The sequence below is a fragment of the Actinocrispum wychmicini genome, assembly GCF_004345645.1.
GTDB classification, from domain to species: domain Bacteria; phylum Actinomycetota; class Actinomycetes; order Mycobacteriales; family Pseudonocardiaceae; genus Kibdelosporangium; species Kibdelosporangium wychmicini.
This window is the reverse complement of sequence record NZ_SLWS01000006.1, coordinates 23,175-47,020: the sequence shown is the minus strand read 5'-3', so window position 1 is coordinate 47,020 and position 23,846 is coordinate 23,175. Positions and strand designations below refer to the sequence as shown.

25 protein-coding genes are annotated in these 23,846 nt (G+C 70.0%); 10 read left to right on the top strand and 15 right to left on the bottom strand.

The features are described 5' to 3' along the window. Nucleotides 1–28: 28 nt before the first annotated feature. Nucleotides 29–223 carry a thiazolylpeptide-type bacteriocin gene (locus tag EV192_RS26285; RefSeq protein WP_132119976.1) on the bottom strand — a complete coding sequence of 65 codons (195 nt, stop codon included), beginning with the start codon at nt 221–223 and terminating at the stop codon, nt 29–31. An 11-nt stretch (nt 224–234) separates the two neighbouring features. Beyond that, entirely contained in the window at nt 235–411 is a 177-nt protein-coding gene (locus EV192_RS26280; RefSeq protein WP_132119974.1) for a thiazolylpeptide-type bacteriocin, read from the bottom strand. A gap of 186 nt (nt 412–597) precedes the next feature. Here EV192_RS26280 and gndA point away from each other — a divergent pair, with 186 nt between their 5' ends. The 3 genes from gndA to EV192_RS26265 are packed head-to-tail and all read left to right on the top strand — an operon-like array spanning nt 598 to nt 3,830. After that, nucleotides 598–2,031: an NADP-dependent phosphogluconate dehydrogenase gene (gene gndA, locus EV192_RS26275; RefSeq protein WP_165960617.1), complete on the top strand. Its 1,434-nt coding sequence runs from the start codon at nt 598–600 to the stop codon at nt 2,029–2,031. Then, entirely contained in the window at nt 1,949–3,610 is a 1,662-nt protein-coding gene (locus EV192_RS26270) for a bifunctional lysylphosphatidylglycerol flippase/synthetase MprF (RefSeq protein ID WP_132119972.1), read from the top strand. The genes gndA and EV192_RS26270 overlap by 83 nt, the downstream gene beginning before the upstream one ends. Nucleotides 3,611–3,647: 37 nt before the next feature. Further along, nucleotides 3,648–3,830, top strand: a complete 183-nt coding sequence (locus tag EV192_RS26265) for a YegP family protein (protein WP_132119970.1) — start codon at nt 3,648–3,650, stop codon at nt 3,828–3,830. Nucleotides 3,831–3,911: 81 nt separating this feature from the next. Here EV192_RS26265 and EV192_RS26260 read toward each other — a convergent pair whose 3' ends face one another. The 4 genes from EV192_RS26260 to EV192_RS26245 all read right to left on the bottom strand — a co-directional run bounded on the left by EV192_RS26260 (nt 3,912) and on the right by EV192_RS26245 (nt 8,549). Further along, nucleotides 3,912–4,895, bottom strand: coding sequence for a hypothetical protein (locus EV192_RS26260; protein ID WP_132119968.1), 984 nt, complete (start codon nt 4,893–4,895; stop codon nt 3,912–3,914). Nucleotides 4,896–4,920: 25 nt separating this feature from the next. After that, nucleotides 4,921–5,547, bottom strand: coding sequence for a DUF3558 domain-containing protein (locus EV192_RS26255; RefSeq protein WP_132119966.1), 627 nt, complete (start codon nt 5,545–5,547; stop codon nt 4,921–4,923). Between the two features lie 66 nt (nt 5,548–5,613). Continuing rightward, nucleotides 5,614–7,746 carry a SulP family inorganic anion transporter gene (locus tag EV192_RS26250; protein ID WP_132119964.1) on the bottom strand — a complete coding sequence of 711 codons (2,133 nt, stop codon included), beginning with the start codon at nt 7,744–7,746 and terminating at the stop codon, nt 5,614–5,616. 482 nt (nt 7,747–8,228) lie between these two features. Continuing rightward, on the bottom strand, nt 8,229–8,549 hold the full coding sequence (locus tag EV192_RS26245) for a hypothetical protein (protein ID WP_132119962.1): 321 nt from the start codon (nt 8,547–8,549) through the stop codon (nt 8,229–8,231). 133 nt (nt 8,550–8,682) lie between these two features. Here EV192_RS26245 and EV192_RS26240 point away from each other — a divergent pair, with 133 nt between their 5' ends. The 4 genes from EV192_RS26240 to EV192_RS26225 all read left to right on the top strand — a co-directional run bounded on the left by EV192_RS26240 (nt 8,683) and on the right by EV192_RS26225 (nt 13,371). Then, nucleotides 8,683–9,546, top strand: coding sequence for a helix-turn-helix domain-containing protein (locus tag EV192_RS26240; protein WP_132119961.1), 864 nt, complete (start codon nt 8,683–8,685; stop codon nt 9,544–9,546). 4 nt (nt 9,547–9,550) lie between these two features. Next, nucleotides 9,551–9,742 (top strand): DUF397 domain-containing protein, encoded by a 192-nt coding sequence (locus tag EV192_RS26235; protein WP_132119959.1) that lies wholly within the window; start codon nt 9,551–9,553, stop codon nt 9,740–9,742. Nucleotides 9,743–10,168: 426 nt separating this feature from the next. Then, a complete protein-coding gene (locus EV192_RS26230; RefSeq protein WP_132119957.1) occupies nt 10,169–10,348 on the top strand; it encodes a hypothetical protein in 180 nt (59 codons plus the stop codon). Between the two features lie 11 nt (nt 10,349–10,359). Further along, nucleotides 10,360–13,371, top strand: a complete 3,012-nt coding sequence (locus EV192_RS26225) for a helix-turn-helix transcriptional regulator (RefSeq protein ID WP_132119955.1) — start codon at nt 10,360–10,362, stop codon at nt 13,369–13,371. 7 nt (nt 13,372–13,378) lie between these two features. On the opposite strand, the gene EV192_RS26220 is transcribed toward EV192_RS26225, so the two are convergent. Further along, nucleotides 13,379–13,759: a VOC family protein gene (locus EV192_RS26220; RefSeq protein WP_132119953.1), complete on the bottom strand. Its 381-nt coding sequence runs from the start codon at nt 13,757–13,759 to the stop codon at nt 13,379–13,381. A gap of 193 nt (nt 13,760–13,952) precedes the next feature. On the opposite strand from EV192_RS26220, the gene EV192_RS26215 reads away from it, so the two are divergent. Both EV192_RS26215 and EV192_RS26210 read left to right on the top strand, forming a co-directional pair. Continuing rightward, complete coding sequence (locus EV192_RS26215) at nt 13,953–14,654, top strand: ABC transporter ATP-binding protein (RefSeq protein ID WP_132119951.1); 702 nt, start codon at nt 13,953–13,955, stop codon at nt 14,652–14,654. After that, on the top strand, nt 14,651–15,082 hold the full coding sequence (locus tag EV192_RS26210; protein WP_132119949.1) for an ABC transporter permease: 432 nt from the start codon (nt 14,651–14,653) through the stop codon (nt 15,080–15,082). The genes EV192_RS26215 and EV192_RS26210 overlap by 4 nt, the downstream gene beginning before the upstream one ends. On the opposite strand, the gene EV192_RS26205 is transcribed toward EV192_RS26210, so the two are convergent. Next, a complete protein-coding gene (locus tag EV192_RS26205; RefSeq protein WP_132119947.1) occupies nt 15,079–16,107 on the bottom strand; it encodes a LacI family DNA-binding transcriptional regulator in 1,029 nt (342 codons plus the stop codon). The two genes, EV192_RS26210 and EV192_RS26205, sit on opposite strands and share 4 nt — an antisense overlap. Before the next feature lie 75 nt (nt 16,108–16,182). Next, entirely contained in the window at nt 16,183–17,244 is a 1,062-nt protein-coding gene (locus tag EV192_RS26200; protein WP_132119945.1) for a GNAT family N-acetyltransferase, read from the bottom strand. A 175-nt stretch (nt 17,245–17,419) separates the two neighbouring features. On the opposite strand from EV192_RS26200, the gene EV192_RS26195 reads away from it, so the two are divergent. Beyond that, nucleotides 17,420–17,905 (top strand): hypothetical protein, encoded by a 486-nt coding sequence (locus tag EV192_RS26195; RefSeq protein WP_132119943.1) that lies wholly within the window; start codon nt 17,420–17,422, stop codon nt 17,903–17,905. 1 nt (nt 17,906) lies between these two features. On the opposite strand, the gene EV192_RS26190 is transcribed toward EV192_RS26195, so the two are convergent. The 6 genes from EV192_RS26190 to EV192_RS26165 all read right to left on the bottom strand — a co-directional run bounded on the left by EV192_RS26190 (nt 17,907) and on the right by EV192_RS26165 (nt 23,735). Beyond that, complete coding sequence (locus tag EV192_RS26190; RefSeq protein ID WP_132119941.1) at nt 17,907–18,395, bottom strand: Pvc16 family protein; 489 nt, start codon at nt 18,393–18,395, stop codon at nt 17,907–17,909. Nucleotides 18,396–18,548: 153 nt separating this feature from the next. Next, entirely contained in the window at nt 18,549–19,181 is a 633-nt protein-coding gene (locus EV192_RS26185; protein ID WP_132119939.1) for a response regulator transcription factor, read from the bottom strand. A 356-nt stretch (nt 19,182–19,537) separates the two neighbouring features. Next, nucleotides 19,538–20,161: a response regulator gene (locus EV192_RS26180; RefSeq protein ID WP_132121388.1), complete on the bottom strand. Its 624-nt coding sequence runs from the start codon at nt 20,159–20,161 to the stop codon at nt 19,538–19,540. A 44-nt stretch (nt 20,162–20,205) separates the two neighbouring features. After that, nucleotides 20,206–22,467, bottom strand: a complete 2,262-nt coding sequence (locus tag EV192_RS56015) for a sensor histidine kinase (RefSeq protein ID WP_132119937.1) — start codon at nt 22,465–22,467, stop codon at nt 20,206–20,208. 51 nt (nt 22,468–22,518) lie between these two features. Next, nucleotides 22,519–23,118 carry a hypothetical protein gene (locus tag EV192_RS26170; RefSeq protein ID WP_132119935.1) on the bottom strand — a complete coding sequence of 200 codons (600 nt, stop codon included), beginning with the start codon at nt 23,116–23,118 and terminating at the stop codon, nt 22,519–22,521. Then, the gene (locus tag EV192_RS26165) at nt 23,115–23,735 is read right to left on the bottom strand and encodes a hypothetical protein (RefSeq protein ID WP_165960616.1); all 621 of its coding nucleotides are present in this window, start codon (nt 23,733–23,735) and stop codon (nt 23,115–23,117) included. The genes EV192_RS26170 and EV192_RS26165 overlap by 4 nt, the downstream gene beginning before the upstream one ends. Nucleotides 23,736–23,846: the final 111 nt, after the last annotated feature.

Sequence of the window (23,846 nt, the reverse complement as noted above, 5' to 3'; positions counted from 1 at the left end):
CACCGCGGGCGCCACCGGACGGCGAGATTCATGCCCAGTTCGGCGGGATGATCACCGGGTCTTTGGTGGGGTGCTGGCAGCAGCAGCAGGACGAGCTGCCACATGAACACGAAGATCCGACATTGGACGCGCCTGACTCGGGGATCGCGACGGCGTCCCGCATCGAGGTCACGGCCAGGTCGTCCAGGCGCAGGTCGTCGATGTCGAACGTGAGGTCCTTCATGGCGATCTCCTTCAGGCGAGTTGCGGGGGCAGCTCCTGCTGGCAGCAGCAACACGACGAACTGCCACACGAGCACGAGTTGCACGAGCTGGAAGCGGCCGACTCCGGCAGGGCGACGGCGTCGCGCATCGACGTCACGGCAATGTCGTCAAGGCGCAGGTCTTCGACGTCAAAGGTGAGCTCCTTCATGGATTTCCACCTCCTCCCCGACCGGGTACGAGCACTACTGTCGCTGGTCACACGCAAGCGAGGCGCAACAGGCGAATCGCCTTCCTAACTGGACGAACACGTCCAACGGCGGTTTCTCGCGGCAGTTAGGCTCGTGTGGTACATACCTCTGAGCCATACGAGAACCGATACGGCAGGCTGGTACACATGGCGAACAGCACGGACGGCACGGCCCGCATCGCGGTGACCGGCCTCGCGGTGATGGGCAGCAACCTGGCGCGCAACCTCGCCCGCCATGGGTACAAGGTCGCTGTGCACAACAGGTCCTTCGCGAAGACAAAGGCTCTGGTCGAGCAGCACGGGCAGGAAGGCGAGTTCGTGCCCGCCGAGACCATGGCCGACCTGGTCGCGTCCCTGCAGCAGCCACGTCAGGTGATCATCATGGTCAAGGCGGGCGCGCCGACCGACGCGGTCATCGACGAGCTGGCCGACCTGATGGAACCCGGTGACATGGTCATCGACGGCGGCAACGCGCACTTCGTGGACACCCGCCGCCGCGAGGCCGCGCTGCGTGAACGTGGCCTGCACTTTGTCGGCGCGGGCATCTCCGGTGGTGAGGAAGGCGCGCTCAACGGGCCGAGCATCATGCCGGGCGGGTCGCCGGAGTCCTACAAGCACCTCGGCCCGGTGCTGGAGTCGATCGCGGCGAACGTCGACGGCCAGCCGTGCTGTGTGCACGTCGGCCCGGACGGCGCCGGCCACTTCGTGAAGATGGTGCACAACGGCATCGAGTACGCGGACATGCAGCTCATCGCGGAGTCGTACGACCTGCTGCGTCGCGCCGGCGGCATGACCCCCGCCCAGATCGCCGAGGTGTTCCGGACCTGGAACTCCGGCGACCTGGAGTCGTACCTGGTGGAGATCACCGCCGAGGTGCTCGGGCACGTCGACGCGGCCACCGGCAAGCCGTTCGTGGACGTCGTCGAGGACCGCGCCGAGCAGAAGGGCACCGGTCGCTGGACCGTGCAGGAGGCGCTGGAACTGGGCATTCCGGTCACGGGCATCGCGGAGGCCGTGTTCGCGCGGTCCCTGTCGTCCCGGGTCGACCAGCGTGCCGCCCTTGAGTCGACGGCCGACGTGTCCGTGACCGTGCCGGACACGCTGGTGGACGACGTCCGTGAGGCGCTGTACGCGTCCAAGGTCGTCGCGTACGCCCAGGGCTTCGACCAGATGCGCGCCGCGAGCGAACAGTACGACTGGGACATCGACCTGGGCGCGATGGCGACCATCTGGCGTGGCGGCTGCATCATCCGTGCGGTGTTCCTCAACCGCATCCGCGAGGCGTACGAGAAGGCGCCGGACGTGCCGTCCCTGCTGGTGGACGACTACTTCCGGGCCGCGGTGGAGAACGCTGTGGACGCGTGGCGCCGGGTGGTCGTGACCGCGGTGCAGGCGAACGTCCCGGTCCCGGGCTTCTCGTCGGCGCTCGCGTACTACGACGCGCTCCGATCCAACCGCCTCCCGGCGGCGTTGATCCAGGGTTTGCGAGACTTCTTCGGTGCGCACACCTACCGGCGGACGGACCGCGAAGGGAGCTTCCACACCCTCTGGGGAGCGGACCGCTCCGAAGTGGACGCCTGACCTGCGGGCCAAGCGACGGGTTTGGCCGTTCGGCCTGGTCACCGCCGGCTTCGCGGTCGTGGCGGCGCTGACGGCGCTGCGGGTCGCCCTCCCTGGCTGGGTGCGACCCGCGGCGCACCTGCTCAGCCATGGCCCGTACGGCCGGATGCACGGCGGCCTGTTCGCGGTGGCCCTGCTGGTGCTGGCGCACGGCCTGCTGCGCCGACGTCAGACCGCGTACTGGGTGGCGTTGGGCGTGGCGGGCCTCGGCGTGCTGATGGCCGGCCGCAGTCTGCTCGCGCTGCTCCTGGTGGCGTGCGGGGTCGTGCTCGCCGTGCGGCGCGCGGAGTTCCCGGCCGTGCCGCGGCCCGCGCGGATCAGGATCGCCGCGCTCAGCGGTCTGGCGGTGCTCGGGATAGGTGTTCTGTACGACGCGTTACTTCAAGGCCGCGAGGAGCTACGCGTCGACATAGGGTCCCTGACGCTGCTCGGCGTGAGCGTGGCTTTGGTCGTGCTCCTCGCTCCCGCGGCGCCACCGCCGCCCGCGGACGTGTGCACCCGACTCCGCGTCGGTGAACTGGTCAAAGACCCGTCGTCGGACACGTTGGCGCCGTTCGTGTTGCGGCACGACAAGACGTACGTGTTCAGCTCGGACGGCCGGGCCGCGGTCGGGTACCGGGTGCTGTTGGGTGTCGCGGTCGTCGGCGGCGACCCGGTGGGGGAGCCGGGCAGTTTCCCCGACGCCGTGGACTCGTTCGTCCGGGTCTGCGACCGGGCCGGCTGGCGGGTGTCCGTCCTCGGCGTGCGCGCGGACCTGCAACCGCTGTGGCGAGGGCACGGGCTGCGCGTCGTCGGCATCGGCGACGAGGTGCTGCTGCCGGTGGACAAGTTCTCACTGTCCGGACGCTCGATGCGGAACGTCCGGCAAGCCGTCCAGCGCACCCACAACATGGGGGTGACCACGGCCGTCGTCCGGGAGGGGGACATCCCGGAGGGGCTTCGCCGTGACCTGGCCGAACTGTCCGCGCGGTGGCTGAACGGGTCGCGGGAACGTGGGTTCTCGATGATCCTGGACGGCCTGTTGACCCGGGCCCACCCGGACTGTGTGCTGGTGATCGCCCGGGACTCGGCCGGCGCGGTCGTCGGCTTCCAGCGGTACGCGCCGATCGGGCCGGCCCTGTCGCTGGACACGATGCGTCGCGACCGGCACGGGCCCAACGGCCTGAACGAGCGAATGATCGTGGACCTGGTCGACTACGCGCGGTCGCGGTCGATCGACCTGATCTCCCTCAACTTCGCCGCGTTCCGCCCGCTGATGGACGCGGGCGACGAACGCGGCCGGGTGGAACGGGTGGGCTACCGGGCGCTGCACGTCCTGGACCCGCTGATCCAGCTGGAGTCGCTCTACCTGTTCAACGCCAAGTTCCGGCCCACCTACCTGCCCAGGGGAGTGGCGTTCCCGTCGTGGCTGTCGGTGCCGGTGGTGGCCGCGGCCATGGTCGGGATGGAGTTCGGCCTGGGCTACGACCGGCGCCGGCCACCCGAGCCGGTGCTGTTGCCGGACCGGCAGCACCTGCCCACCCCTCACCCGATACGGTGACCCCCGATCGAGGGCAACCGACGTAGGGAGTTCAGCGATGGCAGGCAAGTTCGAGGTGTACAAGGACGCGGCCGACAAGTACCGCTTCCGCCTGAAGGCCGGCAACGGCGAGATCATCGCGGTGGGCGAGGCCTACGAGTCCAAGGCCGGAGCGCTCAACGGCATCGAGTCGATCAAGAAGAACGCCCCCGAGGCCGAGGTCGTCGACCAGACCGCATGACCCCCGGCGTGTCTCGCGTTCCCGGACCCCGTGTCGCGCGTTCCGGGACGGGAACGCGAGACATGCGGGTGCGCCCCCGGGTTACCTCTCGATCGGGATGAAGACGAGTTTGGGGTCGCCGGCGTTGCTGGACCAGGCGAAGGCGTACGCCTGCTGACCCGCTTTCAACGACACCGACTTGCTGTCACCGATCGCCGTTTTGCAGCTGCTGTCGCTGTACCAGCCCAGATCCACGTCGCCCGGGGTGGCCGGGAAGGCCGCGTGGTTCTTCGGCGACACTTCCTTGTCGCTCAGGCAGCCCTTGTCCGCGACACCCAGGTGCACCGACTTGTGGTCCTTGTCCGTGCCCAGGCCGATCCCGCTGCCGAACACCGTGGCCTTGTCGTCCTTCGGGGCCGGGCTGTCCACCAGTTTGCTGGTGCCGAACTCGCCGGTGACCTTCCCGTCCTTCTCCAGGAAACCGGTGGCCTCCAGCTTGCCGTCGGCGTTGGTGCCGATCGCGACCGTCGCCCGCTCGCCCGCGGTCACCGATGTCGGAACGTCCAGCAGCCGGGTGTCCCCGATGGACACCACACTGCCCGACTTCACCGGGATGTACTGGGTGACCTCGCCGGGCGGCACCTTCTGGCCGGCGTCCGGTTTCGCGGTGCCACTGTCCGACGGGTCCGCCGAGGCCGACGGGTCGGGCGATTCGGTGTCGGCCTGCGGGGTGCCCGTCTGGTTGGTCTCCGTTGGCTTGGTGCCCGAGTCGTCCTCGGCCGGCGTCGGATCCGCCGGCTCCGAGGCGTCGGCCGACGCGGAGGCCTTGCCGCTGCCGTTGGTGGTGAAGCCCGACCTGGGTGGCGTGATCACCAGGTCGCCGCCTGGGCCGTCGATCAGTATGACGAACCGGACCGGGACCTCCACCGGCTTGCCAGGCGTCTTCCGGCCGGACGTGCCGGTCGGTTTCGTCGCCGGCGTCGCTCCCGTCGATCCGGCCGGGGCCGCCGCCGGGCCGTCGTTGCACGCGGCGAGCGTGAGCCCGCAGGCCAGGATGCCGGCGGCCGTGATCAGTTGTTTCCGCACCGGTTCTCGTCCCCTCGTTCGCGGATCAGTTGCTCGACGGCTCGGTCTCGTTGGTCTCGGGCTCCGAGGAGTCCGGCTCGGACTCCTTGGTCTCCGACGTCTTGCTCGACTTGGCCGTCGAGGTCTCGGTGGTGCTGGACTTCGAGGAGCTGGTGGTGCTGGCCGAACCGGTGCCCGTGGGTACCTGGGCGCCGCCGCCCCAGCCGAGCTTGGCCGCCACGTCGTTGGCCATCCGCACCGCGGCCCGCTTCTGCATGTCCTTCTGGTTGGTCAGCACGATCCAGAGTTCGAACGCCGTGCCGCCCTTGGTCGCCTGCACCTTCTCGCCGACCGGCTCCCACGCGGCCTTGTCCCCCAGGCCGGGCAGTTCCTCCCCGTGCGGCGCCGTGAACATCTTCGCGTCGCCGGTGTAGATCTTGACGAAGTTGTTCTCGCCGTTGAGGTCCCAGCGGCAGCTGGGCACCGGCCAGTCCGGGATCGGCGCGTGCGCCTTGGGCCCGAGCTCGGTGGCCTGGTTGATCTGCTCGTCGGTGAGCAGCCCGCAGGCGTCCTTGCCGCCCTTCGACGCGTCCCCACCAGCCTGGCCGTTGCCGTTGCTCGAGCAGCCGGCCATCGCCAGCGCGACGGCGACCGCCGCGATCGTCTTCCGCATGGCTCGATGCTCACTTGTGGACGTTCCCGGCCGGCAGGGACTCGCGCCCCGACCGGCCCGGGAAAGTCACCCGATCGATTCGAGGCTCTGTAGTGGCACCAGCACGCAACCTACCGGGTCCACCAGGTAGACACGAGCTTCCGACAGGTTGAAGTACATGCCGACCAGCCGCAGCCGACCCTGCCGCTCGGCCAGTCGCACGCTCGGATACGTGCGCAGGTTCCCCAACTGTTCGACGACGTTGGTCACGGCGAGGCGTTCGACGTCGTCCGTGCCGTCCACCCGGGCCAGACTGGACGTGGCGTTCCGCAGCCACGAGTGCAGCCGCGAGCCCGGCTCGCTGGACCCGGCCAGCACCGCTTTCATCGCGCCGCAGTGTGAGTGGCCGCACACCACGATGGTCGGGATCGCCAGCACGTCGACGGCGAACTCGATGGCCGCGCCCACCGAACTGTCCTCTTCGGACCGACCGTGCACGGGGACGAGGTTGCCGATGTTCCGGACACAGAACTGGTCGCCCGGACCGGTCGACGTGATCAGGTTCGGCAGGACCCGCGAGTCCGCGCACGTGATGAACAGCTGTTGCGGCCGTTGGCCCTGCTCGGCCAGTTCCGCGAGGAACGGCCGGACCAGCGGCGCGGTCATCCGTTCGTACTCCAGCGCGCCGTCCACGACCGGCTTGCGCGGCTCGGGGAGCCAGTCCCGCCACCGCCGGAACGGGGGTGTTCGAAGCAGAACAGTCTTACGCCGACCGGGTTCGCCCTTGCGCGCACGGCTGTAGAACGTGTCGTGCACCTCGTCCACTTCGACGAGGCCGCCGCGGTTCTCGTACCCGGCCCGCCAGTCGTCGATGGCTTCGAAAGCCGCGTGGTCCATGAAGTCGATGTGCAGCCGCAGCGAAACCTGTTCCCCCGGCGGGATCTGCCGGAGTGCGCGGACGAGCTTGCCCACACCCAGGAACACCAGTGAACCGCCGACGTCCACCCGCCACCCGTCCGGCCACTGCTTGACGTGCACGGTCGTGTGCGTCAACCGGTACAGGGCGCGGACCATCGCCACCGCGAGTCCGATCGCCACACCTTCGAGCAGCCCGAACGCGACCACACCCAGCACAGTCGCGCCGTAGACCGCCAACTCGCCGTGCAGCTTCAGGTTCCGCAGCTGTCCGGCGTGTACGAGCCGGGCGCCGACCACGATCAGCACACCCGCCAGTGCGGCCATCGGGATCAGTTCGAGGACGTTGGCCAGCAGCAGCACGAACAACGCCGTCCAGATCCCCTGCAGGATCACGCTCGCCCGGCTGCGCGCGCCCGCGGCGATGTTGGTCGACCCACGCGCGATGCCGCCGCTGATCGGGAACCCGCCCAGTGCGCCGGACACGATGTTCGCGGCGCCCTGCCCGATCAGTTCGCGGTCGAGATCCGCGCGCGGCCCGGTGTGCATCTTGTCTATCGCGACCGCGGACAGCACCGACTCCATGCTCGCGACCAGTGCGACGGTCAGCACCGCGAGTCCGATCGCGGCCACTCCGCCGCTCGGGATCTGCGGAAGTGACAGTCCGGAAAGCGGGTTGTCCGGCAGGGAGACTGTCGGAATCGCGACCGTCATGGACACTGCGGACACCGCGGTCGCGGCGACCACCGCTACCAGCGGCGCGGGAATCATGTTGCCGCGTGGCACTTTCGGCCACAGCACCATGACGGCGACGGTGACCGCGCCGACCAGAACTGCGCCCCAGACGGGATTGACCAACTGCCGCGGCAGCTGGCCGAGGTTCACCAGCACCTCGCCATCGGCCGTACCACCCAGAACCACGTGCAACTGGCCGAACACGATCGTCAACCCGATCCCGGCGAGCATGCCACGCACCACCGCGGGCGAGAGCGACAGCGCGAGCCGCCCCATCTTGCCCACCCCGAACAGGATCTGCAGCACCCCGGCGGCCGCGGTGATGGCCGCGGTGGCCGGCCAGCCGAACTGGTCGACCAGCCCGGCCACGACCACCGGCAGCCCGGTGGCGGCCCCGCTGACCTGGAACCGGGACCCGCCAAGGGCTCCGGCGACGACCCCGCCGACGACAGCGGCGATCAACCCCGCGATCAGCGGCGCGCCCGCGACGGCCGCGACACCGAGCGACAGCGGGACGCTGACCAGGAAGACGACGAAGGACGCGGGCACGTCGAATCGAAGGGTGGACATACGTGACCCCCAAAGCGATGGTGGACGGATCGACCCCGGAACGCGCGACACACCGTCCCGGAACGCGTGACACGCGGGCGGGACGGGGATGAGTTAGCGGGGTGGGGTTAACCGGGGCTGGTCTCGTCGCGCGCGGCCGAAGCCGCCGCGGGGACGTCCGATCGTCCGCCGGGCACACCGTGATCCAGTCATTGGCCACCTCCGTGTCGGCACCGCGCCGGAGCGCGGACTGTCGGCACCGCGGACGGTCCTTTCCACACCTGTCCGCCTTCGCCATCATGGCGGCTGGCCGTGTTGCGGGGCAATGACATTCACTCGGGAGGGATCCAGCGGGACCGGGTCAGTCGGGGGGCGCGATCCCGGCCCCGCTGGAATGGGGCCCGAACGACGCGAAGAGCGGCCGGGGGAAGGGTTGGCCGTGGGGTTGGGGCTGTCGCGTCGCCCGGTCCGAGCCGGAGGGGTGGCCGGCTCGCCTGGGTGGCTCAGCGGGTGCTGAGCCCGGGGGTGTTCGAGTCGTACGGTTGGTCGTCCTCGGTGACCAGCAGGCACAGGTGCGCGGCGAGGTACGCGCGACACGGCGCCGGCGCGTGCCCGAAGACCCGCTTGCGGCAGCTGGGGCACCGGCCTTGGTCGTCCGGTTTGTGCTCGTCGAGCACGCCTTGCAGGGCGGCGACCACTCGGGGCAGTTCGGAGTTCGCGATTCGCAGGGCGGTCGCGGAGTCCGCGGTCTCCCCGCGGCGGGTGAGATCACCGAGGTAGCCGTTCAGGGAGGACTCCAGGTGGCCGAAGATTGAATTGTTCACGACGACCACCCGTCACCACGTCCCTCGTGTCCGTCTGGACCTTCTGCCGCGCCAAGCGGCTGGAAGAAGCTTGCGACTGCAATCGGCATTCTGCAAGTTGCAGTACACGAATGGGTGACAGAGGGAGCGGGAAATGGCGCGAGCGCAGAGCCCGACGGTGCGGCGCCGCCGGCTGGCCAGTGAACTGCGCCGGTTGCGCGAGGCCGCCAGGTTGACCATTGACGAGGTCGGCGAGAAGCTCGAATGCTCCGCGTCCAAGATCAGTCGCATCGAGACCGGACACACCGGAGTGACCCCGCGCGACACCCGTGACCTGCTGCAGCTCTACAACGTACCGCCGGACCAGCTCGAGGCACTTGTCCAACTGTCCCGTGAGGCGCGCAAAAAGGGGTGGTGGCACGCCTATCACGAGGTTTTCACCGGCGCCTTCGTCGGCCTGGAGACGGACGCGTCCTCACTTCGGGCGTTTCAGTCACTGCTCGTTCCGGGTCTTTTGCAGACCGAGGCCTACACCCGTGCCGTGATCCGGTCGATAAGGCCAGGTTGGACCGAGGCCGAGGTGGAGCGTCGGGTGGCCGCGCGGATGGAACGGCAACGGCTGCTGACCGTGCCGGACCCACCGAACTACTGGGCGATCATTGACGAAGCGGTACTGCTTCGGGTGACCGGCGGTACGGGTGTGATGCGTGACCAGATGCTTCGGTTGTGTGACATGGCGGCGCTGCCTAACGTCACCATCCAAGTCGTTCCGTTCGACGCGGGTGCCCACTCCAGTATGGAGGGTCCTTACCTGATTCTGGGATTCCCGGAACAGGCCGACCCGGATGTCGTCTATGTCGACACCACAACCGGGGGCGTCTACTTCGAGGAGCAGGCTGACGTTCAAAGGTATACGTTGATGTTCGACCATTTGCGGGCGTCCGCGCTGAGCCCGGACGACACACTGCAACTGGTCTCTGGGGCGGCCGAAAGGTTGTCTCGTCAACGAGAGGAGTAGGGCATTGACCGTTTCCGAACCCGCCGGCGCACTGTGGCGCAAGAGTAGTCACAGTGGCGCCGGCAACGACTGTGTCGAGATCGCCCTTGTCGTAACCGGTGCGGCGGTACGGGATTCCAAGAATCCGGACGGCCCGCGGCTGCGTTTCGCCGACAAGCAGTGGGCGAGCTTCCTCACCGTGACCAAGCAGGACTGATCGACCTGGTCACGCGCACCACCTAGCGGGATGACTGGTCCAGACCTATTGACCCATTAGGTCTGGACCTCTATTGTTCGACAATTTCTTCCGGTCGGTGAAGTCTGAGAATATCGATTCTCGACTGTTACGCGGTTATCAAATAATGCGCGCCCGACCCGGAAGATCGACCAGTGGGCGACACGGCCCGCGCCCCGCATCTCGGACGCTCCGCCGTCCGGTGCCGCCCTTATCGGCTCTACCAGCGAGAACAGTGCCTTACCTCACGGACTCAGGTGGCCCCTTACCCGCCTTAGGCCGTCGTGAGGGTCCCTTACCCCGCCGGGTAAGGACCGGGCCCCGCAGGTGTGGTTGTTCACCCGATGCCCGGTGGTACGCCTTACGACGAATCTCAGGATCACCACGAACAGAGAAGGTGAGCCAGAGATGGAATGGACCCCCGAGTCGATCAAGGCCGAGATCGCCTACCGCACCGTCGACCCCGTCACCCTCCGGCAGATCCAGGAGGCCCGACGGACCGCGCAGCCCCGGTGGTGGCAGCGGCTGCTGTCACACAAGTCGCAGCACGACGTCGACGACGGAAATGGTGAGCGCTCGGCAGCCTGAGGTGTGTCACTATGCCTGACGTGCCGAGACTGGGATCGGGAATACCGTTGGTCGCCCGTGGCCGGGAGATGTCCCGGCTGCGCGCGGCCATCGACCACGCGGCCGCCGGCTCGGCCGGCGCGGTGGTCATCGCCGGGGACGCCGGTGTCGGCAAGACCCGGTTGGTGGAGGAAGTGGGCAGGATCGCCGCCACTGGGGGTGCGATCGTGCTGTCCGGCCGGTGTGTGGACGTCGGTGAGGCCGGTCTTCCTTATCTCCCGTTCGCCGAGGCACTGGCTCAGGTCCGTGGCCGCGGTCACGACGAGGTGCTGGCGAAGCCGGCGCTGTCGATGCTGCTGCCGGATCTCGCGCCGGTCGCGCGGGACGCCGCGTTCTCGGAGCCGCAGCGGTTCGTGCCGAGTTTCGGCAAGGTCCCGGGCACCGAGCCACGGCGGGAACAGGACGTGGGGCAGCTCCAGCTGTTCGACGCGGTCTACGCGTCGCTGACCGAGTTGGCCGCGGCGAGCCTGGTCGTGCTCGTGATCGAGGACCTGCACTGGGCCGACAGCTCCACCAGGGGACTGCTGTCGTTCCTGCTGTCCCGGTTGCGCGCACAGCGTTTGTTGATCTTGTGTACCTACCGCAGTGACGACTTGCACCGGCGGCATCCGCTGCGGCCGTTGCTCGTGGAGCTGGTCCGGCTGTCCGCGGTGGAGCGTCTGGACCTGGCGCCGTTCGACAAGACCGACGCCAAGGCGTTCGTCGCCGCGCTCGGCGAGGGTGGCGTGGACGACGACACCGTGCGCCGCGTCGCCGAACAGTCCGAGGGAAACGCGTTCTTCGCCGAGGAACTGCTGGCGACGTTGTCGGATCCGGACTGTGGCATCCCCGCGTCGCTCGTGGACGTGCTGCTGTCCCGGGTGGAACGCCTCGGCGAACCCGCGCAGCAGGTGATCCGGCTCGCGTCGGCCGCCGGACGGACGGTGCGGCACGAGACCCTCCGCACGGTCGGCGGGCTGGACGACATCGAGCTGGAGGAGGCCCTGCGGGAGGCCGTCCAGCACCACGTCATGGTCACCAGCGGCGACCAGGCGCACTACTCGTTCCGCCACGCCTTGTTGCGTGAGGCGGTGTACGGCGACCTCCTGCCCGGCGAGCGCGTGCGAATGCACGCCGCGTACGCCCGGTATCTGGGGTCCCGTCAGGACGAACGCGGGAACGCGGCCGGGCTGGCATACCACAGTATCGAAAGCAACTCGTTGCCCACGGCGCTGAAGGCGTCGGTGACGGCCTCCAAGGAGGCGACCCGTCTCGGCGCGCCCGGTGAGGCGTTGCGTCACCTGGAGCAGGCGCTGCGGCTGTGGGACTCGGTCGACCCGGAGGCCCGCCCGACCGACACCGACGAACTGACGTTGCTGCGCAGGGCGTCATGGGCGGCGGGCACGTCCGGCGACCCGGAGCGGGCGATCGCGTACGCGCGGTCCGCGGTCAAGGTGGCCGCCAAGCAGACCGACCCGTTGCTGCGGGCCGAGGCCAGCCGGCGGCTGGCGCAGAGCCTGATGACCGTCGACGGCGGCGAGGACGAGGCCAGGACCGTGATCGAGGCGGCCTGGAAGGAGGTCGCGGACCTGCCGCCGAGCCAGACCAGGGCGTGGGTGCTCGCGGTCCAGGCCCGCATGCTGCGCGCGGACCACCAGTTCGAGCTGGCCGAGGAGCGCGCCCGGACGGCGGTGGAGGACGGTCGGATCGTCAGCGCCCTGGGTGCCCAGGCGGACGCGCTGGCCACGCTGGCGATCACCGCGGAGGCCAAGGGGGACGTCGAACGAGCCAGCGACCTGCTGATGGAGGCCAGGGACCTGGCCGCCCGGGCGGAAGCGATCACGGTCGAACTGCGGGCCCGGTTCTATCTCGGGCTCAACCAGTACGAGGAAGGTGCGCTCGACAAGGCCGTGCAGGCGTTCGACGACGGGGTGCGGCGGGCCAAGAGCGCCGGCCTGTCCTGGTCGGACTTCGGCCTGGAACTTCGGGTGCTGCAGGTGCTGGTGCACTACGAGACCGGCGACTGGGACGCCGCCGAGGAGGCCGCCGAGCAGCCGCGCGGCCGGGTGTCGAACATCGTGTCCGGCCGGCTGGCCGCGACCGGACTGCACGTGATGGTCGGCCGCGGCCAGTTCGCCGACGCCGAACGGCTGATCGCGAACCTGCGGCCGCACTGGCCGCTCGAACTGCAGATCGCGTTGAACAGCGGCGCGGCCGGTGCGGCCATGGCCTGCTGGCGGGGCCGGCCCGAACTGGCCGTCGAGCGCGTGACCGAGGCCGTGAACTGGTCGAAGAAAGTCGGCGGTGCCTGGCTGATGTCCGGCATCAAGTTCGGCGCGCTCGGTGCCGCGGCCTGCGCGGACATCGCTCACAAAGCCACCCTGAAACGCGACGAGGCCGCCGCCGCGGCCGCGGTCGCCGAAGGCGAGAAGTTCGTCGAGCACGCCCGCAACACCGCGAACCTGGGTATCCCGCGCAACGGTGTGCTCGGCCCGGAAGGTCGCGCCTGGCTGGCCCGCGCGGAGGCCGAACTGACCCGCCTGCACGGCCGCGGCGACCCGGACGCGTGGAAAGCCGTGGTCGACGGGTTCGACTACGGCTCGGTCTACGAGCAGGCCCTGGCCCGCTGGCGGTTCGGCGAGGCCCTCCTCGGCGCGGACCGCCGGGACGAAGCCCAGCGCGAACTCCGGGCCGCCCACCAAGTGGCCGACCACCTCGGCGCGCGGCCCTTCGCCGACGCCGTCGCCCAGCTCGCCCGGCGGGGCCGTGTCAGCCTGTCCGAAGACGGCTCGGTCCCCCGGGACACGGTGGACCTCTTCACCCCTCGGGAACAGTCGGTCCTGCGCCTGGTGGCCCTGGGCCAGACCAACCGCCAGGTGGGCGAGGAGCTGTACATCAGCGAGAAGACGGTGAGCGTGCACCTCTCCCGGATCATGGCGAAGCTCGGCGCGAGCCGACGGGCCGAAGCGGTGGCGATCGCCTACGACCGGGGCCTGCTGGACTAGTGCGTTGTCACAGCGGGTCGAGGCGGGCCTTGAGCAGGCAGAACTCGTTGCCTTCGGGGTCCATCAGGACGTGCCACTGCTCCTGCCCGGTCTGACCGATGTCGGCCGGGCGGGCACCGAGCCGCAGCAGGCGTTCGAGCTCCTCGTCCTGATCGCGGTCGGTGGCGTTGACGTCGATGTGCAGCCGGGACTTCCCCGGCTCCGGCTCGTCCCGGCGGCTGAGGAAGAGGGTCGGCTGCGGACCGCCGAACCCTTCGCGCGGGCCGATCTCCATCGAGCCGTCGTCCTCGCGGCCGAGCACGACGAAGTCCAGGACCTCGCACCAGAACCGCGCCAGCACCTCAGGGTCGCGGCAACCGAGCACAAGCTCGCCGATCCGACACGCCATGACCGAAACCTACCCCCAGCCGGCCCGCCGGCACTGCCGGGGACGTCAGGCCGGCCGAGAACCCGGCCAAAAACATGGTGCCGACCGGGGGAACCAGACCCCCACGGGGATGAGCCCGGTCATCCCACGGGTTGATCCGCAAGGGGTCCGCAAGTCGATGCGGAGGACGGCCTCCGGCTCGTAGATTGACGATATGTCCGTTGCAGTCGATTCCGTCGCACGGGTACTGGGGTTGGTCAAGGGCCCGCTGCAGGGCGTCGACCTGGAGGTACCCGGTGGGCAGCTGACCGCCGTGGTGGGCCTGCCGGGGAGCGGCAAGAGCACGTTGGTCAGCTGTGTCGGCGGGCTGAGCCGGCCGGCGCACGGCAGTGTCTACATCGGACAGCAACAGCTGCACCGGCTGGGTGACGCGGCGCTCACCAGGGTGCGCCGGGACCGGATCGGCTATGTCTTCGCCACGTCCAGCCTGCTGCCGTTGAGCGTGGCGCAGAACATCCTGATCGGTCACGAACTCGCCGGTCGCCGGCCGGACCGGGGCTGGTTCGACACGGTCGTCCGGCTGCTGGAACTCCGGCACCTGCTCAAGACGCGGCCCGAGACACTGACCACGCTGGAACGGCAACGCGTCGCGTGCGCGCGGGCGTTCATGAACCGGCCGGATGTCGTCCTCGCCGACGAGCCCACCGGGGAACTCGACCAGCGGGACGCCGGTGAGCTGCTCGGGTTCCTCCGGATGTGGGTGCGCAAGCTCGACCAGTCGATCCTCATGGTCACCTCCGAGCCACGCGTCGCCGCCCACGCCGACCAGGTGTTCCTGCTGCGCGCCGGGCGCATCGAGGGGCGGATCGAGCGGCCGACCGTCGGCACTGTCAGCGCCGCGCTGGAGCGGTCGTGAACCCGATCCACGCCGGGCCCCGGCTCACCCTCCTCAGGCTGTTCCTCACCATCGGCTCGATGGCCCTGTTCCTCTGGCTGGCCGCCGTGCGGATCAGCGGCTGGGGTGCGCTCGCCGTGTTCCTGGTGGCTGAGATCGTTGTCTACCAATCGTTCACGCGACTGGTGACCCAGCGGCGACGGGATCTCGCGCTGCTGCGGTGCTTCGGCGCCAGCCGGGGCCAGATCTTCGGCGGGGTGCTCGCCGAGGCGGCGTCCGTGGGGTTGCTGGGCGCGATCGCAGGGATGGCCGGTGGCGTGCTGCTCGAGCAACATCACGGCGCCTTCTACATCTTCGCGGTGCTCGCGGGAGTCGGTGGCGCGGTGATCGCCGCGGCGGTGCCAGCCTTCCAAGCCAGCCGCGTGCCTCCCGCCGGGCCTGAAACCTAGGCCGTCTCGCGCCGGACGAGCTGCACCGGGAGGACTTCGCGTTTGCGGACCGTGCCGCCGTCGATCAGGGTGGCCAGGTTCGCGATCATCCTGCGGACCTGGTCGCCGAGGTCCTGGCGGATCGTGGTCAACGGCGGCTCGGAGTGCGGCGCGACCATCGGGTTGTCGTCGAAGCCGACCACCGCGACATCCTCCGGCACGCGCCGGCCGTGTTCCTTGAGGGCCTGCAGCGCGCCGACGGCCATCAGGTCGTTCGCCGCGAAGACACCGTCCAGCTTCGGGACGCGGTGCAGCAGTTTGTTCGTCGCGCGGTAGCCGCCCTCCCGGGTGTAGTCGCCGCCCTCGGTGAGTTTGGCGATCCGGTCGGCGTCCGCGGCGGTGGCCCGCGCCCAGCCGGCGATCCGGTCCCGCGCGGACAGTTCGTCCTGCGGGCCGGTCACGCTGACCACGGTCCTGCAGCCCAGGCTGAGCAGGTGCTCGGTGGCGACGGCCGCGCCGCCCTCGTTGTCGTTGTCCACTGTGTACAGACCGCGCAGCGACCCCCACGGCCGGCCGCCGAACACGACCGGCAGCGCCAGCTTGCGAACCGTCGACGGCAGGGGATCGTTCTGGTGCGGCGTGAAAAGCAACGCGCCGTCGACGTGACCGCCGCGCAGGAACCGTTCGGCCCGGCTGTGCGCGCCCTCGCCGTGCACCAGCATCAGCACGAGTTGCGTGTCGATCCGGGCGAACTCGCCGGCCGCCGCCCGCACCAGCGTGCCGAAGTGCGGGTCGTCGAAGACCTTCGACTGGGGCTCGGACACGAGCATCGCGATCGCGCCCGTCCGTCGGGTGACGAGCGTGCGCGCGGCCTGGTTAGGTGCGTAACCGAGCTGCAACGCGGCGGCCGTGACAGCCTCGTGCGCCTCCGGGCTCACCCGCGGTGACGAGTTGAGCACACGGGACGCGGTCGCTCGGGACACGCCTGCCACCGCTGCGACATCCTCCAGCGTCGGGCGTGCCCCGGACAGCGGTCGACCGACCAATGTACGTCCTCCCCGCGAAAGTTCACCTTCCGGTCAGGGTAGCTTGACCGGTCGCGAACCTTGGCGAAGAGGCCGTCAGCGTGTGGCCGCCTGGACGGGAGCGCTCTCATCCGGTCCGACCCGCAGGCCCAGCCGGACCATGCCCTGCTCGGTGCGGATGGCCACCGGGATGCCGGCCCGGATCGCGGTCCGCTCGAACCCCGACTCGCCGGGCAGGCACCACGCCACCAGCTCGCTGTGTCCTTCGGCCCGTGCGGTTCCGGCGAGCCTGGCCAGCAGGGCTGTACCGATTCCGTTGTGCTGCCAGGAATCCTCGACCAGCAGGGAGACCTCCGCCTCGGCCGGCCGCGCGGTCCGGATCAGCTGGCCGATCCCGACCACCTCCCGGCCACACACCGCCAGCAGCGTCCGGCCTCGCGGCGGCGTCAGCAGCCGATGCAACAGGCGGCGCGGCAACGAGCGGACGCCCGAGTGGTACCGGGCGAACAACGTCCGCGCTGAGCAACGGCTGTGCAGACTCGCGACCGCGTCCACGTCCCCCTGGCCGCCGCGCCGCAGCACCACGCCGGCGCCGTCCGGCGTGACCACGGCCGACGGCGGGTCGGCGTCGATCGCGTTGTCCTGCAGCAACTCCGCGAACACCGCGGCCCGAGCCAGTTCGACGTCCGTGAACGGCGCCCAGCCGCGTCGCGCGGCCACGGTCGTGCCGTCGCCCAACGACAGACAGACCTTGTGGCCGCCGTCGGTCACCGCGCCCGGCTCGCCCTGCTCGAAGCTCACCGAGTCGGCCGCGAGCAGCACCCGGACCGCCTCGGGTGTCGCGTACGGGTCGCCCAACGCCATCGCGGTCGCCCGCAGCGCGGCGGTCGGCGGGTCGACCAGGTCACGGACGTTCGCATGGGTGATCCCCAGGCAGCGGCCGCCTTCCGCGCGGATCTCGCGGACCAGCTCGGCCGGTGGCACGCCGGGCGCGGCCTTGACGACGAGCTCGTCGACCACGCCGCCGGGCACGGGCAGGATGCTCAACGCCAGGACGTTGCAGTCCCGGGCGGCGAGCCGGGTGGTCACCCGGGCGAGCACCCCCGGGTGGTCGTCCAGTTCGACCCGCAGCCGCCAGGTCTCCGATGTGTTGGCCATACCTCCAGGCTGGCGGGTGGCTGTTGCCACGGTGTTTCCGATGTGTGAGAGTCGGCGGCCGCGCGGCACGGTCCGCCGCCTCGCCCTTTGTGCTGCCCTTTTGGCCACTCGCCGACCTTCCAGTTGGCCATAACGTGATTGGGGGTCACATATTGTCCGCTTGCTAGGGGTGGTCATGTCGTTCCGCTTCACGCTGCCCGATGCACCGATCGCGGCAGCGTCGGCCGACATCGGCCACGTGGCGGTCTCGCTGGCCCTGACCCTGGCCGGGGACGTGCTGGTGGTGTCCCCGTCGCTGGACGAGGCCCGCCCGGTGCTCGACCGGATCAGCGAAGGCGTGTTCGTCAGCGGCCTGGGCACCGAGTCGCCCAGTGTCACGTCGACCGTGCGGCACAGCTTCACCCAGGACGGCACGGTCTTCATGGGCCCGTCCACCATGGTGTTCACCGGGGCGAGCGTGATCGACTACGCCCAGGACGGGGTCGAGATCACCGGCGACGTGGCGTACCGGCTGGCGGTGACGGTCGCGCCGCACAACCGGGAGCCGGAGAACCACGCGGACGCGCAGACCTGGTTCGCCCGCAACGGCGGAACCCTGGCGTCGATCGGCGCGATCGTGCTGATCGGCCGCAGCCTGAGCGCGGTCACCGCACTCGACTGAGCTACGGCGTCTCCCAGACCCGGCGGGGTGCTTTGCGCGGGGCCGGGTCGGGCAGCATCGGGACGCTCACGGTCATCACGAAGGCCGCCCGAGCGGGCATGCCCAGGCTGGTCCAGAGCGCTCCCGGGCCGAAGTCGGCGATCCGCAGGTACACCGGCTGGCCGGTGGCGGCCAGCGACTCCGGCATGCAGTCGGCGGGCAGGGTGCCGGCGAACATCGCGGTCCGCAGCGCCCGGTCCAGCAGCTGGTGCTCCTCGTGGATCTTCTCGGCCCGCGCGGTCACCAGGTAGGAGAGTTCACAACGCCGGACCGAGTCGTTCTTGGCCGCTTCGGGGGTGTCGTCCTGCAGGCCGAACAGGAACAGGTCGATGGTGTTCGACGGCCGCTCGGTCTGCCAGGTCGGCTTCGGCGGGTCCAGCCGGACGACGGTACCCTCCGGCATCTTCCGGCCGAGCAGTCGGCACAGCGCGTCATCGACCTCCGTGATCACCCCCCGATCCTCCTCGCGAGCCCACCCGCGCACCAAGGGCTGCCAGCCCGCCTGAAGGGGAGGTCCGCCCTGCCCAAAGAGGCGGTGTCGTCGACGGCGTGAAAAAGGCCCTACCCGACGCGCGCGCACGTCGGGTAGGGCCGAGTCAGGCGCTCAGATCAGGCCTTCTCGCAGTGCGTAGGCGACCGCGTGCGAACGGTTGCGCAGCTGGAACCGGTTCGTCACGTCGTGCAGGATGCTCTTCACGGTTCGCTGCGAGTAGCACAGCTGGTCCGCGATCTCCTTTGTGGACAGTCCGGACGCGACCAGCTTGAGCACCTCGGTCTCCCGGTTGGTGATGCCGGCCAGGTGCAGGCCACGCGGCTCGAGCACGTGCCGCTGCAGCCGGGACACCCGGTTGAGCAGCCGGCCGAGCAGGTCCGGCGGCAGCGCGCCCTCGCCGGCCGCGGCGGCCTTCACCAGGCGCACCAACACATCCGGCGTGGTCTCCGAACGGCGGGCCACGGCGCACACGCCGCCTTCGACCGCGGTCAGGATCTCGGTGTCCTCCAGTTCGCCCGCGATCAGCACGATCCGCGTGAAGCCGCGGACCTGCAGCGTGCGCAGCAACTGGCTGCCGCGCTCGTCGAACCGGTCGGTCACCACCAGGGCGACCGCCTCGGGCGTCGCGGCGTCCTCGTCCACCAGCCAGACCTCTGGCCGGGTCCGGAGTGCCATGTGCACGCCGTTCTGCAGAATCGGGTCCGTCGCGCGGACGATGACCGGAGTGCGACGCTGCTCGTGCATTTCTTTCTCTCCCCGCTCTCTGGTCCGAACGTCCCCAATTCGTTCGGTCGGCTCTTTCTTGCGTGTCCCCAGACTGCCCGAAGGGGCGTCCCGACCACATGGGACCGATGTCCCGTTGTTGCCCGACCGGGCACCGCAATGGCGGGGGCGGCACCCTAGATCCGCGCGCCGCGACCAGCGGGATACATCAGGGTTGCCAATGGTGGCCAAGACGTGACCGACTTGTGACCGCCGCCCACAGGTGTCCACTGTGGAGTGATTGCGGGTTTTCGGCCACCGGGCGCCGGGGGTCATTCACGTACCGCCCGGGATGCTCGTCACCTTCGGCCGGCTCTGTCCACTGTGGAGCGACGGCGTCAGCCGAGGCCCGCGTTGCGGGCCCGCACGATCGCCTGCGCGCGGTCGGCCACGTGCAGCTTGGTGAAGATGCTGGAGACGTGGTTGCGCACGGTCTTCGGGCTCAACGACAGGTCACGCGCGATGATCGAGTTCGACTGGCCCTCGGCGATCAGCGCGAGCACCTCGCGCTCCCGGCTGGTCAGTTCCGGGAAGACCGGGTCGGACGTGGGCGGCGGACTGTTGAAGTAGCCGAGCACCCGGGTCGCGATGTCCGGGCCGAAGATCGCCTCGCCCCGGCCGACGCCGTGCACCGCGCGCACGATCTGGTCCTGCCCGGCGCCTTTCAGCAGATACCCCCGCGCCCCCGCGCGCATCGCCGCGAACACCGACTCGCTGTCGTCGAACATGGTCAGCACGAGCACGCCCACCTCGGGCAGTTCGGTGACGATCTGCCGGGTCGCCTCGATCCCGCTGACGTCCGGCAGGTGCAGGTCCATCACCACCACGTCCGGCCGCAGCGCGCGGGCCGCGCTGACCGCGTCCAACCCGGTGGCGGCCTCGCCGACCACCTCGGTCTGCGGCACCTCGGCCAGGACCGTGCACAGCCCGAACCGGAACAACGGGTGATCGTCGACGACCATGACCCGCAGCGGATCCCCGCCAGAGGGCTGGAGTGTCACCGTCCCTACCCGCCTTCCTTCGGCAACGGCAGCGTGGCGCGGACCGTGGTGCCGCCGCCCACGTCCGCTGATACGACGCAGTTGCCGCCGAGCTCGGTCGCCCTTTCGCGCATTGACCATAGCCCGACGCCGGTCGCGTGCTGCTCGGGCAACCCGATTCCGTCGTCGACGACCTCGATGTGCAGGTCGTCGTCCACCCACAGGCGGACCGCGCAGGACCGTGCGCAAGCGTGACGCGTCACGTTCGTGAGCGCCTCCGACACGATCCGGTACGCGGCGACGTCCACGGTCGCCGGCAGCCTCGGCATGCTTATCGGGACATCCAGCGCGATCGTGACGCCCTGATCGTCAGCTCGTGCGGACAGCGCACTCGCATACGCCCGGATGGCGCCTACCAAACCGATCCGGTCCAGTTCGGGCGGTCGCAGACCGTGGGCGAGCCGGCGGATCTCGTTGATCGCGCCCTCGAGCTCCTCGTGCAACGTGCCCAGCAGTTCGCCCTGGGAACTGGCCGGGCCGACGGCCTTGCGGCAGGCGTGCAGGCCCAGCGAGATCGCGGCCAACGACGGCCCGACCCCGTCATGCAGGTCGTGCAACAGCCGACGGCGCTCCTCCTCACGCGCCTGCACCACGTTGTCGCGGCTGCGGCGCAGGTCCCGGGTCAGACGGACGGTGTACACCGCGGCGCCGGCGTGCCGGGCGACCTCGGCCAGCACGAGCTGGTCCCGCCGGCCCAGGGTCTCCCGGGGGCCACGCGGCGCCACAGCGAGCTGGCCGACCTGCTCGCCCTGATAGGACAGTGGCAGCCGGACCAGTTCGCCGGTGGCTTCGCCGAAGCTGGCGGCCTGCTCGTTCTGGCCGCCGGACGTCCCCTGGATCTCGATGGCCGCGTACGGCAGCCGCAGCGCGGTGCCGATCGTCTCGACCAGCGCCGGGAGCATCTCGCTCGGCGTGCGGATCTGCTCCAGCCGGGCCGCGAGCGTGGCCACCACCAGGTACGGGTCGTGCCGGTCGCCGAACAGCCGCTTGTTGATCAACGACTGCAGCCGGGACCGCAGCGGCTGCACCAGCACGGCCACCCCGGCCGCGGCGGCGGCCTGCTGCCAGAGCTTGTCGATCGGCGGGAACAGCAGCGACAGCAGGCTGACCAGTCCGATGTAGAGGCCGATGGTGCCGGCCGACAGGGCGCCGTAGACCAGTGACCGGCTGACCACCACCTCGATGTTCAACGCGCGGTAGCGCAGGATCGCCGCGGCCACCCCGATCGGCACCGGCAGGAACGCCAGCGTGTGGTATTCGTTCGGCAGCAACGGATGCCCGAAGATCGCCTGCGGCAGGACGAACAGCACGACGTAGATCACGGCGCCGCCGCCGAGCGACCACACCAGCCACGCCATCCGGTTGCGGTCCAGGTCGTCGCGCACGTTGCGGAACCGGTAGACCAGCACCCCGATCACGATCACCGGGTAGCTGAACAGCACGGGCAGCACCGGCGAGCCGAGCAGGCTCAGCCGGCCGAGCGGGTCGTCGACGAACTGCAGCGCATACCCGGCCATCACCCCGTACAGCACGAGCGCACCGAGATAGCCGGCCGCGACCTTCCGGCGATACGCCCGCCGGTCGTGCACCGACGGGAACGCGATCGCCATGTGCAGCGTCGACGCCCACAGCAGCAGGAACCCGAACTCGCCCGTGTACCACCGCCAGAACTGGCCGCCAGCGACCAGGTCGATGGCCTCGAGCTGGAAGTGCGTCGACCCGCTCGTGGTGATGAACGCCAGGGCGGAACTCAGCAACGCGGCCTGCGCGGCGGGATCGCCCGGCCGGGCCGTGAAGATCCCGGCCGACACGATCAGGATCAACGCCAGCACCAGCAGGGTCGGCCAGTTGCGGTCGATCGCGTCGGCGAGCGGGAACAGCCGCAGCGTCTTGGTGACGGTGACGTCTTGACCGTCCCGGCGCAACTCGTACGTGGCGGTGTCGCCGACCTTCACCGGCCGGCCGCCGACACCGGCCGCGACCGCGTCCCGGATCCGCACGCCGTCGATGGCGATCACCTCGTCGCCGGCCCGGAACAGCCCGTCCGGCGTGGTCTGCTGGATGATCGCCGCACGGGCCTGGACGGCCTGGTCACCGAGGTTGACGACAGTGCCGTCGGACGGGCTGGTCGCCCTGCTCAGGACACACCAGCCGGAGGCCGCCAGCAGCGTGAACGCCAGCGCCAGGCACACGGCGGGCACGCGCCACGCGCCCGCCAAGTCGGACATGGCCCAGATCATTCCTCATCACCGGCGCCCGGCCCAGATGTGTCCCCCGAACTACCCCCGCTGTTCCGGTTCCGGCGCGGGTTCGTCGTACTCGGGTTCGAGGACCCGCACGACCGGGATGCCCATCGGCGGCGTCTCCGGCTCCAGCCGCTGCTCCATCTTGGGCACCAGCATCAGGATCGAGCCGACCACCCCCACCACCGACGCGGCGATCAGCAGCCACGTGCCCAGCCCGGTCTCGACGGTGGTGCTGGAGAGCCCCTTGTTCGCCTGGTCGATCAGCGTGGTGAGCAGGTACAGCGTGACCGTGCAGCCGATGGTGACGCCGGCGGCGCCGGTGCCGAGCAGGCGGGCGGCCAGTACCGCGCCGCTGGCCGGGTGCAGCCTGGTGGAGGTGACCGCCAGCAACGCCGCGGCCACCATGATCACCGCGCCGATCACGAGCGGGATACCGAAGTCCGGGAAGTAGTCGGACGTGGTCGGCTGGTCCGAGGTGACGCCCCACGCGGTGAACGCGACCGAGACGGAGCGGCTGCGCTCCTCGCTCAGCGGGGCGAACGTGCCACCGACGATGAGGCCGGCCGCGATGATCCACGCGCCGCCGCCGAACTGGCGCAGCCGGGCGATCGGCCAGAGTACGGGTGTGCTCACTGATTGTCCCCGTCAAGCTTCGGCGCGACCTGGCCTGGGTCCGACGGCGGTGCCGGTGCCGGGTTCGGAGATGGCGTTGTTCCCGGAGATACCGGCGGCGCTGTTCCTGGGGCTGGCGGTGGTGCGCCGGGTGCCTGTTGGACCGGGATCCCGTACCGCGGTGTCGGCGGCTCCCACCTGGGCGGTGGCGGTGCGTACCCCTGTGGGCGCGGGCGCACGACAAGGGCGATGACCAACGCGGCGAGGGCGACGACTCCGGCGACGATGATCAGCCACCAGCCAAGCCGCAGGCTGGTGATGTTCGAGTCCGGGCTCAGCGGGTTGACGGCCCACGACAGCGCCTCGGTGATCACCAGGCCGGTGCCCAGCGCGCCCACCACCACCGGCGCCCACCTGCGCCGGGAGGCGATCGCGAGCAACCCGGCGGCCAGCAGCACCACGACCTCCAGGATGACAGTCACCCCGATGAACAGTCGGTTGTGGGATTCCTCGTGCCCGCCGCTGAGGATCCGCTGCCCCCAGAAGCTCAGGATGAACTCGGTGTGGGTGCTGTCGTCCGCGGACGACTGGACGCTGATGTCCGAGAACAGGGCGACGGTCGCGAGAACGGTGGTCACCAGCCATAACGCGCCGGCCAGCGGGTGTCCCGGCGGTCGCGGCGGCCTCGGTCGCGGTGCCGGCGGGAACGGGTACGACGGGCTGGCTGGTGCCCCGGGGTGCATGCGTCG

Coding starts and splice junctions, on each gene's coding strand:
- EV192_RS56015 (WP_132119937.1), bottom strand. CDS start 22,467: ATGTCCGACTTGGCGGGCGCGTGGCGCGTGCCCGCCGTGTGCCTGGCG.
- EV192_RS26225 (WP_132119955.1), top strand. CDS start 10,360: ATGCCTGACGTGCCGAGACTGGGATCGGGAATACCGTTGGTCGCCCGT.
- EV192_RS26220 (WP_132119953.1), bottom strand. CDS start 13,759: ATGGCGTGTCGGATCGGCGAGCTTGTGCTCGGTTGCCGCGACCCTGAG.
- EV192_RS26250 (WP_132119964.1), bottom strand. CDS start 7,746: ATGTCCACCCTTCGATTCGACGTGCCCGCGTCCTTCGTCGTCTTCCTG.
- EV192_RS26185 (WP_132119939.1), bottom strand. CDS start 19,181: ATGCACGAGCAGCGTCGCACTCCGGTCATCGTCCGCGCGACGGACCCG.
- EV192_RS26200 (WP_132119945.1), bottom strand. CDS start 17,244: ATGGCCAACACATCGGAGACCTGGCGGCTGCGGGTCGAACTGGACGAC.
- EV192_RS26215 (WP_132119951.1), top strand. CDS start 13,953: ATGTCCGTTGCAGTCGATTCCGTCGCACGGGTACTGGGGTTGGTCAAG.
- EV192_RS26240 (WP_132119961.1), top strand. CDS start 8,683: ATGGCGCGAGCGCAGAGCCCGACGGTGCGGCGCCGCCGGCTGGCCAGT.
- EV192_RS26285 (WP_132119976.1), bottom strand. CDS start 223: ATGAAGGACCTCACGTTCGACATCGACGACCTGCGCCTGGACGACCTG.
- EV192_RS26230 (WP_132119957.1), top strand. CDS start 10,169: ATGGAATGGACCCCCGAGTCGATCAAGGCCGAGATCGCCTACCGCACC.
- EV192_RS26180 (WP_132121388.1), bottom strand. CDS start 20,161: ATGGTCGTCGACGATCACCCGTTGTTCCGGTTCGGGCTGTGCACGGTC.
- EV192_RS26195 (WP_132119943.1), top strand. CDS start 17,420: ATGTCGTTCCGCTTCACGCTGCCCGATGCACCGATCGCGGCAGCGTCG.
- EV192_RS26280 (WP_132119974.1), bottom strand. CDS start 411: ATGAAGGAGCTCACCTTTGACGTCGAAGACCTGCGCCTTGACGACATT.
- gndA (WP_165960617.1), top strand. CDS start 598: ATGGCGAACAGCACGGACGGCACGGCCCGCATCGCGGTGACCGGCCTC.
- EV192_RS26255 (WP_132119966.1), bottom strand. CDS start 5,547: ATGCGGAAGACGATCGCGGCGGTCGCCGTCGCGCTGGCGATGGCCGGC.
- EV192_RS26265 (WP_132119970.1), top strand. CDS start 3,648: ATGGCAGGCAAGTTCGAGGTGTACAAGGACGCGGCCGACAAGTACCGC.